This is a genomic window from Luteibacter jiangsuensis (assembly GCF_011742555.1).
Taxonomy (GTDB): Bacteria; Pseudomonadota; Gammaproteobacteria; order Xanthomonadales; family Rhodanobacteraceae; genus Luteibacter; species Luteibacter jiangsuensis.
Window position 1 is genome coordinate 123830 of record NZ_JAAQQR010000008.1, and the last position, 18759, is coordinate 142588.

13 protein-coding genes and 1 riboswitch are annotated in these 18759 nt (G+C 66.8%); of the genes, 6 read left to right on the forward strand and 7 right to left on the reverse strand.

Going from position 1 to position 18759, the window contains the following annotated elements:
* Positions 1–15: 15 nt before the first annotated feature.
* Positions 16–1041 (reverse strand): glucokinase, encoded by a 1026-nt coding sequence (gene glk, locus HBF26_RS16020; RefSeq protein WP_167128718.1) that lies wholly within the window; start codon positions 1039–1041, stop codon positions 16–18.
* Between the two features lie 347 nt (positions 1042–1388).
* Between glk and HBF26_RS16025 the strand changes: the two genes are divergently transcribed.
* A complete protein-coding gene (locus tag HBF26_RS16025; RefSeq protein WP_167128721.1) occupies positions 1389–2678 on the forward strand; it encodes a sugar MFS transporter in 1290 nt (429 codons plus the stop codon).
* Positions 2679–2806: 128 nt separating this feature from the next.
* Positions 2807–3838, forward strand: coding sequence for a LacI family DNA-binding transcriptional regulator (locus HBF26_RS16030; protein ID WP_167128724.1), 1032 nt, complete (start codon positions 2807–2809; stop codon positions 3836–3838).
* Positions 3839–3955: 117 nt separating this feature from the next.
* On the opposite strand, the gene HBF26_RS16035 is transcribed toward HBF26_RS16030, so the two are convergent.
* From HBF26_RS16035 to zwf, 5 genes are all read right to left on the reverse strand, one after another.
* Positions 3956–4807 carry an EamA family transporter gene (locus HBF26_RS16035; protein WP_167128727.1) on the reverse strand — a complete coding sequence of 284 codons (852 nt, stop codon included), beginning with the start codon at positions 4805–4807 and terminating at the stop codon, positions 3956–3958.
* A gap of 173 nt (positions 4808–4980) precedes the next feature.
* On the reverse strand, positions 4981–5625 hold the full coding sequence (gene eda, locus HBF26_RS16040; protein WP_167128730.1) for a bifunctional 4-hydroxy-2-oxoglutarate aldolase/2-dehydro-3-deoxy-phosphogluconate aldolase: 645 nt from the start codon (positions 5623–5625) through the stop codon (positions 4981–4983).
* Positions 5626–5640: 15 nt separating this feature from the next.
* On the reverse strand, positions 5641–7452 hold the full coding sequence (edd, locus tag HBF26_RS16045; protein WP_167128733.1) for a phosphogluconate dehydratase: 1812 nt from the start codon (positions 7450–7452) through the stop codon (positions 5641–5643).
* A gap of 2 nt (positions 7453–7454) precedes the next feature.
* Positions 7455–8156 carry a 6-phosphogluconolactonase gene (pgl, locus tag HBF26_RS16050; protein WP_167128736.1) on the reverse strand — a complete coding sequence of 234 codons (702 nt, stop codon included), beginning with the start codon at positions 8154–8156 and terminating at the stop codon, positions 7455–7457.
* On the reverse strand, positions 8153–9625 hold the full coding sequence (zwf, locus tag HBF26_RS16055; RefSeq protein ID WP_338039693.1) for a glucose-6-phosphate dehydrogenase: 1473 nt from the start codon (positions 9623–9625) through the stop codon (positions 8153–8155). Before zwf ends, pgl begins: the two co-directional genes overlap by 4 nt.
* A gap of 238 nt (positions 9626–9863) precedes the next feature.
* On the opposite strand from zwf, the gene HBF26_RS16060 reads away from it, so the two are divergent.
* The 3 genes from HBF26_RS16060 (at position 9864) to nagA (ending at position 12947) form a co-directional block, all read left to right on the forward strand.
* On the forward strand, positions 9864–10616 hold the full coding sequence (locus HBF26_RS16060; protein WP_167128742.1) for a GntR family transcriptional regulator: 753 nt from the start codon (positions 9864–9866) through the stop codon (positions 10614–10616).
* Between the two features lie 17 nt (positions 10617–10633).
* The gene (locus HBF26_RS16065) at positions 10634–11668 is read left to right on the forward strand and encodes an SIS domain-containing protein (RefSeq protein WP_240151384.1); all 1035 of its coding nucleotides are present in this window, start codon (positions 10634–10636) and stop codon (positions 11666–11668) included.
* 133 nt (positions 11669–11801) lie between these two features.
* Positions 11802–12947 carry an N-acetylglucosamine-6-phosphate deacetylase gene (nagA, locus tag HBF26_RS16070; RefSeq protein WP_167128745.1) on the forward strand — a complete coding sequence of 382 codons (1146 nt, stop codon included), beginning with the start codon at positions 11802–11804 and terminating at the stop codon, positions 12945–12947.
* A gap of 242 nt (positions 12948–13189) precedes the next feature.
* On the opposite strand, the gene HBF26_RS16075 is transcribed toward nagA, so the two are convergent.
* Positions 13190–16207, reverse strand: coding sequence for a TonB-dependent receptor (locus tag HBF26_RS16075; protein WP_167128748.1), 3018 nt, complete (start codon positions 16205–16207; stop codon positions 13190–13192).
* Positions 16208–16461: 254 nt separating this feature from the next.
* Positions 16462–16703: riboswitch (cobalamin riboswitch) on the forward strand.
* A 138-nt stretch (positions 16704–16841) separates the two neighbouring features.
* Here HBF26_RS16075 and HBF26_RS16080 point away from each other — a divergent pair.
* Positions 16842–18731 carry a TonB-dependent receptor domain-containing protein gene (locus HBF26_RS16080; RefSeq protein WP_338039694.1) on the forward strand — a complete coding sequence of 630 codons (1890 nt, stop codon included), beginning with the start codon at positions 16842–16844 and terminating at the stop codon, positions 18729–18731.
* Positions 18732–18759: the final 28 nt, after the last annotated feature.

Genomic DNA, 18759 nt, shown 5'->3' on the forward strand with positions numbered 1-18759 from the left:
TTCCTTTCCCGCTCTTCAATGAGCGGTCGAACCGTGCAGGTAGAGACCGGCGGCACCGATCACACCCAACTGTCCGTGGTCCATCAGACGTACCGGCACTTGCTGGAGAAAGGCGCGCATGACGCCCTTGTTGAAAAACCTGTCGGAGAAGCTGCTGGCAAGCAGGCGTTCGCGAATCTGGGGAAGGATGCCCCCCGCCAGGAACACGCCGCCGCGCGCGCCGTAGAGCATGGCCAGGTCGCCCACGAAGCTGCCGAGCAGCCCGCAGAACACGTCCAGCGCCTCCGACGCCGCGTCATCGCTGCCGGCAAGGGCGGCGCCTGTGACGGCGGCGGGTTCGGACAGCGTGGCGGCGGTGCCACGCAGCGTGGAGATGGCCCTATAGAGGTTGACGAGACCCGGACCCGAAAGCGCCGTCTCGTAGGAAACATAGTCGCGTTCGCGCGCCAGCTCGCCGAGGATCGCCACTTCGCGCGCATTGCCCGGTGCGAGCGATATCTGTCCCGCCTCCGTCGGTAGCACGGTGGCGTGCGGGCGGCCGGGCAGCAGCACCGCCGAACCCAGACCGGTGCCGGGGCCCATCACGAGGATCGGGCCTTCGGCGGGCGGCGCGTCCGACTCGATGATCGGGGCCGTTTCATGGCGCTGGAGGAACTGGCAGGCGTACGCGACGGCTTCGAAGTCGTTGACCACGGCGAGTCCGGACAGGCCCAGAGTGCGGCGGATGTCGCCGATGGACACCGGCCAGGGAAGGTTCTCGTTGACGATGGCGTCGCCGACCACGTAGCCCGCGCTGGCGACGGCGCAGTGCTCGATGGCCACCTGGCCGTCCAGATGACCGACGAAGTCCTGCAGCACCGCGGTGAGGCTCGGCCACTCGGCACAGGCGTAGCGCTCATAGCGAAGCACGTCGATGGCCGAGGAATCGTCCGCGCGGCGAACGAGACCGATGCGGGCGTGAGTGCCACCGACGTCGGCGGCGAGGAACGCCCCCGACCGCGACGCACGCGCGACTTCCCGCTGTTTGGCCGATTCCCCCACACCCCACCCCTTGGAAACTTCGTGACTACCCCGTGATGGGCCGAGTCTTGGCCGCGAATGACAACGTTGTCAACAGGACAAATGGCTAGGACAGAACGCGATCCATAACGCGCCGCAGCAAGAAACGTTTCCGTCGGGACGGATGGATCGCGTTGCCAACCCTCTGTTGCAAAGAGAATTCCCCCTGCAAGGGGCTATTCCGGCCCGTTGATGCGGCGCGGCATCGAAAGTGCCTCACGTGCCACAGGTCACGGCCCCTCGGCGCCACGTGATTGACAACGTTGGGCAGGGAAGCCGATAAAGGACCGGATCGGGGCGCCTCGGGCCCCTGCGAGAGGGGAGCATCCATGTCGTCCACCACGGCCGCGGTCAACGAGACGCGCCATTCCAGCCTGGTCCCGATGATCATCATCGGCGTCCTGTTCTTCATCTTCGGCTTCGTCACGTGGCTCAACGGGCCGCTGATCACCTTCGTCAAGCTGGCCTTCAACCTCGACGACGTGAACGCCTTCCTCGTGCCCATGGCGTTCTACCTGTCTTATTTCTTTCTCGCCCTGCCCTCCTCCTTCATCCTGAAGAAGACCGGCATGAAGAAGGGCATGGGGCTCGGCCTGTTCGTCATGGCGATCGGCGCGGTGATGTTCGGCCAGTTCGTCACGATGCGCGTGTATCCCGGCGCATTGACCGGACTCTTCGTCATCGGTGCCGGCCTCTCGCTGTTGCAGACCGCGTCGAATCCGTACATTTCCATCCTCGGGCCCATCGAGAGCGGCGCGCAGCGCATCGCCTTCATGGGCATCTGCAACAAGGTGGCCGGCGCCCTTGCGCCGTTCGTCTTCGGTGCGGTGGTGATGAGCAACATCGGCACCTTCGACAAGCAGATCGCAGCAGCCGCCTCGCCGGCCGAAAAGGACGCCCTGCTGGCGGCTTTCGCGGCCAAGGTGCACATGCCGTACATGGTGATGGCCGCCCTGCTGGTCGTGCTCGCCATCTGGGTCGTGCGTTCCTCGCTGCCCGAGATCAAGCCGTCCAGCGAGAATTCCGAGCGCGCCATCGGGCACGACAAGGGCAGCCTCCTGAGCTTCCCGCATCTGTGGCTGGGCGTGCTCTGCCTGTTTGTCTACGTGGGCGTGGAAGTCATGGCCGGCGACGCCATCGGCACTTACGGCCAGGGCTTCGGCATGTCTCCCGCGGAGACGAGCCACTTCACCTCGTTCACGCTCATCGCCATGCTGGTGGGCTACGTGGCCGGCCTGCTGCTCATCCCACGCTTCGTTTCGCAGCAGCGCTATCTCGCGTTCTCGGCGATCCTGGGCGTCGTGTTCTCGATCGGCACCTACGTCACCAGCGGCTACGTGTCGGTGGCCTTCGTGGCCGCGCTGGGCTTCGCCAACGCCATGATGTGGCCGGCGATCTTCCCCCTCGCCATCAAGGGCCTGGGGCGGCTGACCGAGTTCGGGTCGGCCTTCCTGATCATGGGTATCGCCGGCGGTGCCGTCATTCCGGTGCTGTTCGCGCACCTGAAGCAGCATTTCGATTTCCAGGGCGTGTTCCTCTGCCTCATGGTGCCCTGCTACCTGTACATCCTGTACTACGGCGCGGCGGGTCATCGGGTGGGACAGCACGTGCGGGACTGACGTCCCGACGGTGCCGGTGACGGAACGGCCTCGACATTGCCCTCGCGCCCGAATTTTTCCCAGGGCGCTTGTGTAAACTTGCCGGGGTCGTCCCTTCGGATGGCCGCCTTGCTATCGAGGGTCGTAGATTGCGTAGCCCCACCATCAAGGACGTGGCCGAACGGGCCGGCGTCTCGCTGAAGACCGTCTCCCGCGTCATCAACCACGAACCCTCGGTGCACGCGCGTACCCGCGAGAAGGTGCAGCGCGCCATCGAGGCCCTCGACTACCAGCCCGACCAGGCGGCGCGCAGCCTGCGCAGCGCGCGCACGTACGCTCTCGGTCTCGTCTACGACAATCCCAACGCCCACTATGTCATCGCCATGCAGAATGGCGTGCTGTCGGTCTGTCGCCAGCGAGGGTTCGGCCTGCAGATCCACCCCTGCGACTCGTCCGCGCCGAAGCTCGCCGAGCAGCTGGGCGACCTCGTGCGCCGCAACCGCCTCGCCGGGCTCGTGCTATGCCCGCCCATGTCCGAGCAGCCGCGCCTGCTGGCCTCGCTCACGGAACAGAACGTGCCGTTCGTGCGGATCATCTCGGCGCGCCAGGACCCGAAAGACGGCTGGCCCTGCGTGTTCGTGGACGACCGCGACGCGGCCTACGCGATCACCGAACACCTCATCCAGCTCGGCCACCACCGCATCGGCTTCCTTTGGGGCGGCAAGGAACATCGTTCCAGCCCCGAGCGCTACCAGGGCTACGAAGACGCCTTGCGCGAGTACGGCATCGAGGTGGACAAACGGCTCGTGGTGGAAGGCGACTACTCCTTCGACGACGGCTTTCGCGGCGCCCGCAAGCTGCTCGCCTTGAAGGACCCGCCCACCGCGATCTTCGGCTCGAACGACGAGATCGCCGCAGGCGTGCTCGCGGCGGCGCGCTCGGGAGGTGTCGACGTACCGTGGGAACTCTCGATCGCAGGCTTCGAGGACAGCCCGTTCTCCAAGCAATCATGGCCGGCACTCACCACGGCGCGGCAGAACACTGAGGAGATCGGCCGCCACGCGGCGCAACGCCTTATCGCCGAAATCGAGCGCGACGAAGACGATCCGATGATCGAGAACGAGGGCTTCAGCCCCGATCTCGTGGTGCGTGGGTCCACGGCACCGCGGCGACCATTGTAGGAGCGCGCTCTGCGCGTTTATGCCCGTGTCGGGTACGACATGTTTTGAGGCCATGCCTTCGAGCTGGCGCGCCAGCTCGAAGGCACCGCGAAAACATGTCGCGCGCAGGGCGCGCTCCTACGATGAGGCCATGACGCCGATCGCGCCTATCGCCAGCGCGATACCGAGCCAGTTCACCGGCGCCAGGCGCTCCTTGAAGCCGAACGCGCCCACCAGGGTGCCGACGACCACAACGCCAACATTCATGGACGCGAAGACCAGTGCCGGGCTATTCGGCAGGGCCTGGTGGCCGCGCACGTAGAAGAGGATGTTGGCGAAGTTGGCGGCGCCGAGCAGCACGCCAAAGCCGAGGCTGCGCGCGGTGACCGGTGCCGCGCGCGTCGCGGCGCGCACCAGCACCGCGATCCAGCACAGGACCATGGCGATCAGGAAGGAGGCGAGCAGGGCGCTGGCGAAGGGGGCGCCTGCCTGGGCCACGAGCTTGAAGCAGATGTCGATCGCGCCGAAGCCGGCAAGCACCGCCAGCGGCGCCGCCCATCCGCCGCGTTCCGTCGCGCCGCGCTCCGGCCGCCAGAGCACGCACAGCACGGCGGCGAGCGCCAGCGCGATGCCCAGCGCCTTCGCCTGCGTGAGCGTATCGCCCAGGAACGCGAAGGCCGCGAAGAGAGAAACGAAGAGTGACAGGCGCTGTGCGACGTCGGTACGCACGATGCCGACGCTGCGCACCGAACGGGCCAGTACGAGGAAGATCGCAGGCAGCAACACGCCGAGCAGGACCAGCGGCGTCCAGGTGGCCTTCGCCTCGATCGCCGCTTCAGGCGTTGCGCCCAACAGGAGTACGGCGAGCAGCGCCGCGACGACGTAATTCGTCGCCACGGCCTGCACGATGTCGATGCCGCGGCTGCGGGCGACCTTCAGCAACACCGAGACGGCCACGCTGAAGGCGACGGCGAGGAAGATGTAGATCATGGGCGCAGATTTGCGGAGACGGGGCGCGAAGGATCGCACAGACTTTGTGGGAGCCGGCTATGCCGGCGATCCCGCGGCAGCGGGCACGCTTGTCGCGAGCACCCAATCGCCGCTGAAGCGGCTCCCACACAAAGCCAGACCGACCTTAAAGCGCTGTCGCTCCCACAGTGGCCTCAGCGGGCCAGTTGCGACGCTTCGCGGGCCAACGTTTCGATGCCCGCCCAGTCGGACGACGCCAGCTTGTCCGCTGGCGTGAGCCAGGAACCGCCCACGCAGACCACGTTCGGCAGCGCGAGGAACTCGGGCGCATTGGCGAGGCTGATGCCACCGGTGGGACAGAAGCGGATCTGCGGCAGCGGGCTGGCCCATGCGCCCAGCAATTTGGTGCCGCCGGCCGGGACAGCCGGGAAGAACTTCTGGAAACGGTAACCGCGCTCCAGCAGGGCCATCGCTTCGCTGGACGTGGCGGCACCGGGCAGCAACGGAAGCTCGTGGTCGTCGGCGGCGTCGAGCAGCCGCGGTGAGCTGCCCGGCGATACGGCGAACTTGGCACCGGCCTTGTAGGCGTTCTCGAGGTCCTGCGCCGTGAGCACCGTGCCCACGCCGACGAACGCGCCTTCCACTTCCGCCGCGATGGCACGCACCGCGTCGAGCGCGGCCGGCGTCCGCAGGGTCACTTCGATGGCCGGCACACCGCCGGCGACGAGGGCGCGCGCCATGCCCACGGCCTTCGAGGCGTCCTCGATGATCACCACCGGCACGACCGGCGCGAGGCGCAAGGTCGATTCGACACGCTGTTGCTTGGCTTCGTTGCTCATCTCTACTCCGGTGGATCAGAACACGCCCGCGCCGAGGTCAGCCGTGACGGCGGACTGGCGGAACATGGCGAAGAGTTCGCGGCCCATGCCGCTGTGGTGCACGGCGAGATCGGCGGCTTCGGGGGTGCGGGCGTGCCATTCGTCCGCGGGGACCAGCACCTCCATCGTGCCGGCGACGGCGTCGACGCGAACGAGGTCGCCCGTGCGCACGCGGGCGATGGGACCGCCCGCTTCCGCTTCCGGCGTGACGTGGATGGCGGCCGGCACGCGGCCCGACGCGCCGGACATGCGCCCGTCCGTCACCAGCGCCACCCGGTGGCCGCGGTCCTGCAGCAAGCTGAGCGTGGGTGTGAGCTTGTGCAGTTCCGGCATGCCGCGGGCACGCGGGCCCTGGAACCGCACGACAGCGACGAAATCGCAGTTCAATTCCCCGCGATCGAAGGCGGCCTTCACGTCGTCCTGCTCGTCGAACACGATAGCCGGGGCTTCGACCACCATGCGGTCGTCAGGCACCGACGACACCTTGATGACGCCACGACCGAGGTTGCCCTTGAGCATGCGCAGCCCGCCGTCCTGACGGAACGGTTCCTGGATCGAGCGCAGCACACCGCGATTGCCGCTCTCCTTCGACACCGGCTTCCACACCAGTGCGCCGTCCTCCAGCGCAGGTGCCTTCCGGTAATGGTGCAGACCGGGGCCCATGATGGTGTTCACATCGTCGTGCAGCAGGCCGGCATCGAGCAGCTGGTCGATCAGGAAGCCCATGCCGCCGGCTTCGTGGAAGTGGTTCACGTCTGCGTAGCCGTTCGGGTAGACGCGTGCCAGCAGCGGCACGACGGCGGAAAGCGCGTCGAAATCGTCCCAGCGCAATTCCACGCCGGCCGCGCGTGCGATGGCGACGAGGTGCAGCAGATGGTTCGTGGAGCCGCCGGTGGCATGGAGACCGACCACACCGTTGACGATGGCACGCTCGTCGACGATGCGACCCAACGGCAGATAGTGGTCGCCCAGGGTATCGATGGCGAGCACGCGTTCCACGACGGCGCGGGTGAGTGCGTCGCGCAGCGGTGTGTCCGGTGCCTCGAAGCTCGCGCCAGGCAGGTGCAGGCCCATGATCTCCATGAGCATCTGGTTGGAATTGGCCGTGCCGTAGAACGTGCACGTGCCCGCGCCGTGGTAGGAGCGGGCTTCCGCCTCCAGCAGTTCGGCACGCGAGGCCTTGCCGGCCGCATAGGCCTGCCGCACCTTCGACTTTTCCTCATTCGGGATACCCGAGGGCATCGGACCCGAAGGCACGAAGGCGCCGGCAAGGTGACCGAAGCTCAGTGCGCCGATCAGCATACCCGGCACGATCTTGTCGCAGATGCCCAGGTAAAGCGCGCCTTCGTACATGTCGTGCGACAGCGACACCGCGGTGGCCATGGCGATCAGGTCGCGCGAGAACAGCGACAGCTCCATGCCCGGGCGGCCCTGGGTCACGCCGTCGCACATCGCTGGGACGCCGCCCGCCACCTGCGCGGTGGCACCCAACGTGCGCGCGGTCTGGCGGATCAGTTCCGGGTAGCGCTCGTACGGCTGGTGCGCCGAGAGCATGTCGTTATACGACGTGACGATCGCGATGTTGGCCGCATGGCCGTTGCGCAAGGCGTCCTTGTCGTTTTCCGCGCATGCGGCAAAACCGTGGGCCAGGTTGCCGCAGGACAGGTGGTGACGCTTCGCGCCATTGCCACGGGCGGCGTCGATCTTGGCGAGATACGCGGCGCGCGACGCCCGGCTGCGTTCGACGATGCGCTGGGTGACTTCGGCGAGGATGGGATGGATGGCCATGCTCAAGGCGCCCAGTACACGTCCAGCGGCACGCGGTCCTGCTTCAGCACGGCCGCGATCGGAAAGTCACCACCCTTTTCCGCCTGTTCGAGCACGCGTTTCTTGTCGTCGCCCTCGATGTGCAGATAGAGCGCGCGCGTGTCGAGCACGCGCGGCAGGGTAAGCGTGATGCGTGGCTCGCCCGCACCTTCGGCGCGCATCGAGATCACCGTGCGGGTGCCGTTCGGATCGAGCGCGGCCGCGAGGTTGTCGCCGCCCGGGAAGAACGATGCCGTGTGGCCGTCGCCACCCATCCCCAGCAGCACTACGTCGAACGGCCGGCCGAGCGCGTCGATGCGCGCACCCACGTCGTCCAGCGCGTCGTCCACGCTGTCCTTGTGCGCCCGGTCGAAGAGCGGCACGAAGCTGGCGGTGTGCGACTCATGATGGAAAAGGTGTTCCGCGACCATGCGCGCGTTGGAGCGATCGCTGTCGGTGTCCACCCAGCGTTCGTCCACGAGGGTGACGGTGACTTTCGACCAGTCGATTTCCTGTTCGGCCAGCACGGCGAACATGGCCTTCGGCGTGCCGCCGCCGGACACGGCGATGGTGGCCTTGCCGCGCGCCTTGATCGCGGCGTCGAGCTTGGAGGCGACGTCCCGGGCCAGCTTGTCGGCAAGGGTCAGGCGGTCGGCGAATTCGTGTCGTTCGATCTTGGCGTTCATGCGGCGTCCTCGGCCCAGGTTCGGCCATCGCGTTCGATGAGCGCCACGGCGGCGCTCGGACCCCAGGTGCCCGCGGTATACGGCTTCGGCGTGTCGCCGCTGGCTTCCCACGCGTCGAGGATGGGGCCGGCCCACTTCCACGCGGCCTCGACTTCGTCGCGGCGCATGAAGAGGGTCGGGTTGCCACGCACGACGTCGAGAATGAGCCGCTCGTAGGCGTCGGGCTGCTGCACGCCGAACGCCGCCGCGAAGCTCATGTCGAGCGGCACGTGGCGCAGGCGCAGGCCGCCCGGACCCGGATGCTTGATGGTCAGCCACAGCTTCACGCCTTCGTCGGGCTGCAGGCGCAGCGTGAGGCGATTCGGCAGCAGCGGACCGCTGGCGGGATCGAAGATGGAATGCGGCAGCGCGCGGAACGTCACCACGATTTCCGAGACGCGGCTCGGCAGGCGCTTGCCGGTGCGCAGGTAGAACGGCACGCCAGCCCAGCGCCAGTTGCCGATCTCCGCCTTGAGGGCGACGAAGGTTTCAGTCCGGGACTGGTCGCTGCCCAGTTCGTCGAGGTATCCCGGCACGCCCTGGCCTTCGGCCGCGCCCGCGCGGTACTGGCCACGCACCGTGAGTTGCGCTGCGTTCGCCTCGCCGATGGGACGCAACGCACGCAGTACCTTCAGTTTCTCGTCGCGCACGGCGTCGGGTGCGAGGGACGACGGCGGCTCCATGGCGAGCATGCAAAGGAGCTGCAGGATGTGGTTCTGCACCATGTCGCGCAGCGCGCCCGCGCGATCGTAGTAACCGGCACGGTGGCCGACGCCGACCGTTTCCGCCACGGTGATCTGCACATGGTCGATGTGCTGCGCGTTCCACAACGGTTCGAACAAGGCGTTGCCGAAGCGCAGCGCCAGCAGGTTCTGCACCGTTTCCTTGCCGAGGTAATGGTCGATGCGATAGGTCTGCGATTCCCCGAACACCCGGGCCACCGCGTCGTTGATGGCGTTGGCGCTCTCCAGGTCGCGACCGATGGGCTTCTCGAGCACCACGCGCGAGCGCTCGCCGTTGAGACCCAGCCCGCCGAGGCGCTGGCAGATGTCGGTGAAGATGTCCGGCGAGGTCGACAGGTAGAACACGCGGATGTGGTTCGGTTCGGCCGCCATGAGCGCCGCGAACTCTTCCCAGCCGTCCGACTTGCGGGCGTCCAGGGACCGATAGCCGACCATGCGGATGAAGGCGTCCAGCTGCGCCGGCACGATGTGCGACACGGCCTTCTCGACGGCCGACCGCACCTGCTGGCGGTACGCCTCGTCGTCCAGGCCTTCGCGCGCCACGCCGATGATCCGGCTGGTGGCCTGGATCTGGCCGTCGGCGAAGCGGTGGTACATGGCGGGCAGGAGCTTGCGGACGGCGAGATCGCCGGTGCCGCCGAAGATGACCAGATCGAAGGGTTCGATCGGCAGGAGGGGAGCGCTCACGACAGTGGCCTCTTGAAGGATCGGAGGAAGATGCCTCCGGATCGTACCAGTGACATACCAGGGGCTACCAGCCCCGTACCACTCGATGTCTCCAAAACGCCCGGATAACCGAAGCGATACGCCATGGAAACGTTTCCTTTGTAATTTAAATCGTGCAAACGACCGTTTGAACGCTCCGGTGGTATGGCGAACCTTGCATCGGCTTGCCTCAGTGGTCGTGGATTGGTATGTTCGCGAAATGGAATCCGCCCTCGTCGCCGAATACCAGCGCCTCCAGCACGACCCAGCCGCCCGGCAGCCGCTGGCGTACATGCGGCTGCGCCGTGCCATCCGGAACGTCATCGAGAATGGCGAGGTGCAGGTGGGCCACGCCCTGCCAAGCGAACGCGACCTAGCCAGGGCCCTCACCCTGTCCCGGGTCACCGTGCGCAAGGCCATCGGCGGCCTGGTGGAAGACGGGCTCCTTACCCAGCGGCACGGCGCCGGCACCTTCGTGTCCGAGCGCATCGTGAAACCGCTCTCCCGGATGACGAGCTTCACGGAAGACCTGCGCGCCCGCGGCCTCAACCCGCGGTCGGAGTTCTTCGAGCGCGGCATCGGCGAGGTCACTCCCGAGGAAGCCATGGCGATGAACCTGTCGCCGGGCACCCAGGTGGTCCGCCTGCACCGGCTGCGCTATGCCGGCGACGAACCGCTGGCCATCGAGCGCAGCGCGGTGCCGCTGGATCTCCTGCCCGACCCGAGCCTCGTCGTGGACTCCCTCTACGAGGCCCTCGACAAGCTCGGCAACCGCCCCCTGCGCGCCTTGCAGCGCCTGCGCGCGGTGGTGCTGGGCCCCGCACAGACGCGGCTGCTTCGCCTCGGCGCCGGCAGCGCCGGGCTCAACATCGAGCGGCGCAGCTTCCTCGACGATGGCCGCATCGTCGAATTCACCTGCTCCTGGTATCGCGGCGACATCTACGATTTCGTCGCGGAACTGCAGAGCGACTGACGGCTCCGACTTTCGACATGACGAAACTTCCGCAAGACACCCTGATGTTCCGCGAAGCGCACGAGACCGCCGGGGTCGTGGAGCGGCAGCTTTCCGAAAACGAAGCCGTGGTCGGCGCACTCGCCGAGCGCCTGCGCGCGCATCCCCCGCGCATGGTGGTCACCTGCGCCCGCGGCAGTTCCGACCATGCCGCCATGTACGCGAAATACGTGTTCGAAACACAGCTGGGCGTGGTAACCGCATCGGCTTCGCCATCGGTCACCTCGATCTACCATGCGAAACAGGGCATGGACGGCGCGCTCTATATCGCGGTGTCGCAGTCGGGCAAGAGTCCCGACCTCGTCCGCAACGCCGAAGCGGCGAAGCAGGCAGGTGCCTACGTAGTGGCGCTCGTGAACGTGGTGGACTCGCCGTTGGCCGCCTGCGCGGACGTCGTGGTGCCGCTGCACGCGGGCCCCGAAAAGAGCGTGGCCGCCACCAAGAGTTATCTGGGTGCACTGGCCGCCATCCTCCACATCGCCGCGCGCTGGAGTGGCAATGCGGCCATCGGCGAGGCGCTTGCCGCGCTGCCCGGGCAATTGCGCGAAGGCTGGAATGCCGACTGGTCAGAACTCGTCGACGGTCTCACCGATGCCCACAACCTCTTTGTCGTCGGCCGCGGCTTCGGCTTCGCGGGGGCCCTGGAGGCAGCGCTGAAGTTCAAGGAAACCTCCGGGCTGCACGCCGAAGCCTTCAGCTCGGCCGAAGTGAAGCATGGCCCGATGGCACTCGTCGGCCCGGATTTCCCCGTGCTCTTCTTCGCGCAGGACGACGACACCCTGTCCGGCGTGCTCCAGGTCGCCGACGAATTCCGCAAGCGCGACGCCAAGGTATGGGTCGCCGCGCCGGGCGCGACGGGCCCGGGCATGTTGCCGCTCGTCGCCTCCGCGCCGATCAGCGCACCGCTTCTCACCGTGCAGAGCTTCTATCGCGCGGCGGCGGCGCTGGCTTTGAAGCGCGGTTTCGATCCCGACGTTCCGCCTCACCTGAACAAGGTGACGGAGACGGTGTAGGAGCGCGCCCTGCGCGCGACGCCGTCAGCGAAAGACCCGGAGCTGGCGCGCCAGGTTTCGAATTGAGGCCAAAGGGGTCGCGCGCAAGGCGCGCTCCTGCGGCAGAACGGAATAAACAGAGGAATACCCCACCATGACCATCGCCCTCGTCAACGGCCGCGTACTCACCGACAACGGATTCCAGGGCGGTTTCGCCGTGCTTGTCGACGACGGCACGATCTCCGGTCTCGCCTTGCCCTCCGATCCCCGCGTTCGCGCCGCGCAACGCCACGACCTCGGCGGCCGCACGCTCCTTCCCGGCTTCATCGACTGCCAGGTCAACGGTGGCGGCGGCGTGCTTTTCAACGACGCACCGACGGTCGACACGATTCGCCGCATCGGCGAGGCCCATGCGAAGTTCGGCACCACGGGCTTCCTGCCCACGCTGATCAGTGACGACGCCGATGTCATGGCGAAAGCCATCGATGCGGTGAATGCCGCGGTGGAACAGGGCGTCCCGGGCGTGCTCGGTATCCATCTCGAAGGACCGTTCATCGCACCGGAGCGCAAGGGCGTGCACGATCCGGCGAAGTTCCGCATCGCCGGCGCGGACGACATCGCGATGGTGGCGCGCCGCCACGGTGGCGTCACGCTGCTCACACTCGCCCCTGAGCGCACGTCGCCGGAAGTGCTGGCACAACTCGTTTCCAACGGCGTGATCGTAGCCGCCGGCCACACGGCTGCGGATTACGACACCACGCGCAACGCGCTCGCCCACGGCGTGCGCGGCTTCACCCACCTCTTCAATGCGATGACTCCCTTCACCAGCCGCGAGCCGGGCGTGGTCGGCGCCGCGCTGGAAGACGCCGGCAGCTGGTGCGGCCTGATCGTCGACGGTCACCACGTGCACCCCGCATCGCTGCGCGTCGCCATTGCCGCGAAGGCACGCGAACGCATGATGCTCGTCACCGACGCCATGCCGCCGGTGGGTTCGGACAATCCCAGCTTCGTGCTCAAGGGCGAAACCATCACGGTGCACGACGGCGCCGTGCGCACGGCCGACGGCACCATCGCGGGTTCCGCGCTCGACATGGCCAGCGCCGTGCGCAACACCGTGCACATGGTGGGCGTGCCGTACGACGAAGCAGCACGCATGGCATCGACCTATCCGGCCGCCTTCCTCGGCCTGGGCGCCACCCACGGCCACATCGCTGCCGGCTATCGCGCCGACTTCGTCGTGATGGACGACACTCAGCACGTGGTGGAAACCTGGATCGGCGGCACGAAAGTTTTTGGCTGATCGCACCTCCCAGCGGGAGGCGACTCCAAGATACAAGGAGCCGCTATAGCGGCGAGGCACGTGCGACCGCATCGCCGGATTGCCTCGCCGCCGTGGCGGCACCTACAACACGCCCACGCGGCCGCTAGAAGTACGACGGCAGGCACGACATAAAAAAGGCCGGCGCTCCGCGCCGGCCAGTTCCAGGGAGATCTCGTCGCGCACCCGGGTGCTTTGCCCGGGTGCGCGCTGGTTCTCGCCGATTAGAGCGAGAAGTCGTAACGCACGCCGAAGCGGAAGTAACGCGGGTTCTGGAACGCGATCGGACGTTCGTAGTTGATGCTCTGCACCGGCACGCCGTTACGGATCGCACCCGTCTCACCCACGTCGACCTGCGCCACCGTGCGCTGCTTGCCGGCGAGGTTGAAGACCGTGGCGGTGAAGGCCAGCGGCTGCTTCTCGCCCGCCCACATCGGACGGTACTCGGCGTTCAGGTCGAGGTTCCAGGTGTACGGCAGGCGACCCTTCGAACCACGCGGCGACGGCTGCAGGCCGCACTCGAAGTACGAGGCACCGTAGTCGATCGCGTCGACCGGGTCGACACCGATGCAGTTCTTCGGACGACCGGTGGCAACGGCCACGTTGGCGCCGATCAGCCATTCCGGCGAAGCCTGCCAGTAACCGTACGCCTTCAGCTGGTGCGTGCGGTCGTTCGGCAGCGGGCCGTTCGTGTATTGCATGATTTCCGGGGCGTCCCAGTCCTGGGTCACCGACGGATCGAGCTGGCCGATATCCGATTTCAGCTGGCCTTCCGAGTTACCGTAGCTGCGCGAGAACGTGTAATCGACGCGGCCGTACCAGCTGTCCGCGAAGTGATGCTCGAGGTAGAGGTCCAGCGAGTAGTAGCTGCGCTTCAGGTCCGGGAAAGGCACGTTGCCCGGCGGGGGCGAGGTGAAGTCGTCCTTGGTCAGCTTGAACGGCACGTACTGGCCGCCGCCCACGTCCACGAGGAACGTGTTCGACTTGCCCGGATTGAACAGGTAACAACCCGGCAGCGACGCATTGGTGATGTCGATGCCGTTGCGTTCCGCATAAGCTTCGAACGGACGCGAATCGCAGAAGTCGTCGATCGAGCTCTTCAGCTTGCGGTACGTGGCCTTGGCGCCGAAGCTCCAGTTCTCGTTGATGGCCTTGTCGAAGCCCAGGATGTATTCGTCCTGGTAGTAGGCCTTGATGTCCTTCGCAGCGACCGTCTTCGGATCGAGCGGGGTACCGTCTTCGCCATTGAGGTAGCGACGGCTGCCCAGCTGGGCGATACCGGTGGGTTCGCCGTTCGGGCCGACGCCGGTGTACGAGTAGTACTCGCTGTAGTACGTGGAAGCCGAGGCACCGCGGATGGCCACGTTCGACGGGATGGCGAGGTGGTAACGGCCCGCGTTCGCGTAGACCTTGAACGTGGAATCGCCGAACACATCCCAGGTGGCACCGAGACGCGGGGCCAGCTGATGACGCTGCTTCACGTAGGTGGCGCCGTCGCCGTTGATGTTCTTGAACTGCTCGTTGCGCAGGCCGAGATACACCATCCAGCGATCGGTGACCTGCCAGTGGTCTTCGATGTACTGCGCTTCCTGCTCGGTCTTCACGCCTGCGCCGGTCTTGAACAGGCGCTTCTCGACGAAGTAGTCGGCGCCCGGGGGCGGCACGATGTCCGGACGGTTCGGCACCTCACCGGCGTCCTGGTAAACCCAGCGGTAGCCGCCTTCGTAGACGTTACCGGCGTAGGATTCGAGGGTCTGGTTGTCCACACCCACGCGCAGGTCGTGGTCGCCGATGCGGTATTCGACGTCGAGGCGATAGCCGTGCGTCTTGTCCTTGGCGCCGTCGCCGAGGACGGTACCGTTCACCAGGCCGCAACCCACGATGGGCGTGCTGACCGAGCGGTTGTCGGTGATCCAGGGGCAGTTCGGATTCGACGCGTAGGCGAGGTTGCGCTCGTGCACCGTCTTGCTGTGGCCGTACAGCGCGTTGACCGTCAGGTCGTCGGTGATGTAGCCGGTGTACTTGGCGATGTACACGTCGCCGCCAGGTGCCGAACCCGGGCCCGCGTCGAAGTTCTTGAGGTTGTCGGTGCCGATGTATCCAGCGCGCGAGTGCGTGGTGTAGTTGTACTTGTACACGCTGCGCTCGGTGTTGGTCTTGTCGCCGAGGCCGGTAAGTTCGAGCAGGTGGTTGTCGGTGATGTTCCAGTCGATCTTGGCCATCCACTTGGTGGCCTTCTGCTCCTGGTACGTCTTCTGCGGCGCGGTGACGACGCTGGTGTTCCGGCTGTTGGAACGGGTGAAGTCACCCGCGGCGAACAGGAACAGCTTGTCCTGGATCAGCGGACCGCTGATGTAGCCGGTGTACTGCGTGTCGGTGCTCTTGTTGTCCGACCGCTCCTGGTACAGCGTGCCGTTCTTGCGATAGATGTTGCGCGGATTCTGGCGCAGACCGGCCGGCTGGAAATACATGCCGACGCCACCCTTCCAGGTGTTGCCGCCGCGCTTGGTCACGATGTTGATCACACCGCCGGTCGAACGGCCGTATTCCGCGCCGTAGCCGCCGGTGAAGATCTGCTGCTGGTCGATGGCGTCGTACGGCAGGCTGGTGAAGCCCAGGCCGGTGAGCGCGTTGGTGACCGCGTAGCCGTTGATGTAGTACTGGTTCTCGGAAGCGGACGAACCGCCGAACGAGGCCACGTTGCCGTAGCGGCTGTCGCCGGAGATGACGCCCGGCGCGAGCAGCGCGGCGGCGGTCACGTCGCGGGCGAGCGGCAGCTTCTGCAGCTGTTCGGAAGTGAGCACCGTGCGCGAGTCGACCTGCGACACGTCGATCGCGGGCAGCACGTTGCCGGTGACCTGCACGCCTTCGAGATTCTGCGCCTCCGCGCTTGTGGCGCTGGCGGCGCCCGCGAACGAGACGTCGACGCCGCCGCCCAGGGTCACCTGAACGTTGTCGCGGGTCTCGACGATCTGGCCACCGCGCTCGACGGAAACCTTGTAGCGACCGACCGGCATGGAGCTGGCGCGGTAACGACCATCGGCATCGACACCGACATCGCGGGTGAGGCCGGTGTCGAGGTTCTGCAGGTGCACCACGACGCCTTCGGGTTGCGCCACACGGCCGAACACGACACCGGAAGCATTGGACTGGGCGAGCACGGCGCCGCTGGCGAAGCACAGGGCCAGGGCGGTGCACAAAGTGGAGCGGCGGATGACGCCGTTGCGGGTGGAACGTTGCATGTGTTTGTCTCCCCAAAATAAACAGCAAGGAAGTCCGACACCACGATGGCAATCCGGACCTCTGTTCTCGATAGCCGCCTTCGCGTCCGCTCCACCATCCTCCCCAGGATGTGTGGGATACCGACGCGCCCCCGTGGCGAAAGAACATGCCCCAAGCGGCAATCTCTTACGCTTGTAATCGAATTATTTCGCGGTCGTCAAGAGTCCGTTAAGGTTTCAAATGAAATTTCGTGACAGGTGAGTGACTTGCGCAGTACCATCCGGCACGTTCGGGTGGCTCTTGGACCTTCGTCCGAGGGCTTAAACGGGAAGCCGGTACGCCCCATCCGGGGTAAAACCGGCACTGCCCCCGCAACGGTATGCGGCATCGGGGAGGCGCTTCGCGTTTTCCTGCGGCACCGGTAGCAGAGCCACTGCGCAAGCGGGAAGGCACCGGCGCCGGCCATCGTCGATGGCTGTCGCGAGTCCGGAGACCGGCCCGATGAGCGCCCGCCTTTTGGCGGGCGTCCCTGTTTCGGTCGATTCGCGGAGGGCGGATCCGGACAGCTTCCGGGTCCGCTCCCGTTCGCCGTTCGTCTTCGTCCCTCGCCCGGCCCCTGCTCCAGGCCGCACCGGCGGCGAAGGAAAGAACGACGTGCTGAAGAAGACCCTGCTCGCGGCGGCCCTGCTGTCGACGACCGCCCTTGCCCATGCCGCCGACGGCCCCGACCGGCTCGACCCCGTGGTGGTCACGGCCAGCCGCTTCGCGACGCCGCTGGACCAGGTGCTCGCGCCGGTTACGGTGATCACCCGGGCGGATATCGAACGCCTGCAGCCCGTGAGCGTCCAGGACCTGCTCGCCGGCCTTCCCGGCGTGGCCCTTTCCAACACGGGCGGTATCGGACAGCAGACCTCGCTCTTCATGCGCGGCACGAACTCCTCGCACACCCTCGTGCTGGTCGACGGCGTGCGCGTGGGCACGGTGGGCGCCGGCCTACCGGCATACGAGCAGCTGCCCGTGGAGCAGATCGACCGCGTCGAGGTCGTGCGCGGCCCGCGTTCCGCGCTGTACGGCTCGGACGCCATCGGCGGCGTCATCCAGATATTCACCCGGCATGGCGAGGCAGGCCAGGCACCGGCGCCGACCCTGGCGGTGACCGGCGGCAGCCACGGCTACACGGCCGGTCAGGTGGGGCTGTCGGGCGGCACCGCGCACGGCTGGTACAACGCGAGCCTCGGCGGCCAGTACACGTCGGGCATCAATGCCTGCCGCCTCGGCGCGGCGGAGGCGTTCGCGGGCTGCTTCACCGACGAGCCCGACCACGACGCCTATCGCACCTATAACGGCGCCCTCTCAGGTGGCTACCGCTGGGACGACGGCACGGAACTCACCGGCAGCTGGCTGCGCAGCAAGGGCGACATCGAATACGACGGCGATTTCCAGAACCTCACCCGGCGGTCGCAACAGGTGGCAGGCGCCAGGCTGGCTTTCGACGCGCTGGCCAACTGGCGGATATCGCTCGCCGTGGGCCAGAACCAGGACCGGGCCGACAACTACCTCAACGGCGCGGACAAGACGGTGGACTTCGTCCACTACGGCGTCGACAAGGCGCGTGTGGGCTACCTCTACTCCAAGCGCAACCAGGCCTCCTGGCAGAACGACATCGCCCTATCGAACAACCAGACGCTGACGGCGGGCGTGGATTTCCAGCAGGAGAAACTGAAGAGCGATACGGCCTACCTCGCCGATTCCCGTAACAACACGGGTGTGTTCGCCCTGTACCGTGGCGTGTTCGGCCCGCACGAACTGGAACTCTCGGCCCGCCACGATCACAACACCCAGTTCGGCAACCACACCACCGGCTCCGCCGCCTACGGATTCCGTTTCGACAACGGCATGAGGGTCACCGCCTCGTACGGCACGGCGTTCCACGCGCCCACGTTCAACGACGAGTTCTATCCCTACGGAGCGCCGGTGAACCTCTCGCCCGAGACGTCGCGCACGGCGGAAATCGGCCTCGCCGCGCGCCCGGGTGTCTGGAACTGGGCCGTGAACGCCTATAGCACGCAGGTGGACGACCTCATCGGCTTCGACGCCAACTTCCTCCCCATCAACGTGAGCAAGGCACGCATCCGTGGCCTAGAAGGCCAGGTGGGCGCCGACGTGGACGGATGGCACCTGCGCGGCTACCTCACCTTCCAGCAGCCGGAGAACCGGGACGGTGGCGACCAGAAGAACAATCTGCTCGCCCGACGCCCCCGTCGCATGGCGCGCGCCGACATCGACAAGGACCTGGGCGCGATCACCGTCGGCGGCTCGATCAACGCCGCCGGATACAGCTACGACGACGCGGCCAATACGCGCCGGCTCGGGGGCTACGCCACGGCGGACCTCCGTGCCACCTGGCACGTGGATGCCGACTGGAGCGTGCAGGGTCGTGTCGCCAACGTGGCGGACAAGCGCTACGAGACGGCCGCCTGGTACAACCAGCTCGGTCGCACCTACTACCTGACGCTGCGCTATTCGCCCGCCGGCAAGCCCTGATGGTGGGCACCATGCCTTCCGGCAGGGG

What these genes read in the sequence shown, in the direction of transcription:
- HBF26_RS16025 (WP_167128721.1), top strand. Translation starts at nt 1,389, where the DNA reads ATGTCGTCCACCACGGCCGCGGTCAACGAGACGCGCCATTCCAGCCTG.
- HBF26_RS16035 (WP_167128727.1), bottom strand. Translation starts at nt 4,807, where the DNA reads ATGATCTACATCTTCCTCGCCGTCGCCTTCAGCGTGGCCGTCTCGGTG.
- eda (WP_167128730.1), bottom strand. Translation starts at nt 5,625, where the DNA reads ATGAGCAACGAAGCCAAGCAACAGCGTGTCGAATCGACCTTGCGCCTC.
- edd (WP_167128733.1), bottom strand. Translation starts at nt 7,452, where the DNA reads ATGGCCATCCATCCCATCCTCGCCGAAGTCACCCAGCGCATCGTCGAA.
- pgl (WP_167128736.1), bottom strand. Translation starts at nt 8,156, where the DNA reads ATGAACGCCAAGATCGAACGACACGAATTCGCCGACCGCCTGACCCTT.
- HBF26_RS16060 (WP_167128742.1), top strand. Translation starts at nt 9,864, where the DNA reads ATGGAATCCGCCCTCGTCGCCGAATACCAGCGCCTCCAGCACGACCCA.
- HBF26_RS16065 (WP_240151384.1), top strand. Translation starts at nt 10,634, where the DNA reads ATGACGAAACTTCCGCAAGACACCCTGATGTTCCGCGAAGCGCACGAG.
- nagA (WP_167128745.1), top strand. Translation starts at nt 11,802, where the DNA reads ATGACCATCGCCCTCGTCAACGGCCGCGTACTCACCGACAACGGATTC.
- HBF26_RS16075 (WP_167128748.1), bottom strand. Translation starts at nt 16,207, where the DNA reads ATGCAACGTTCCACCCGCAACGGCGTCATCCGCCGCTCCACTTTGTGC.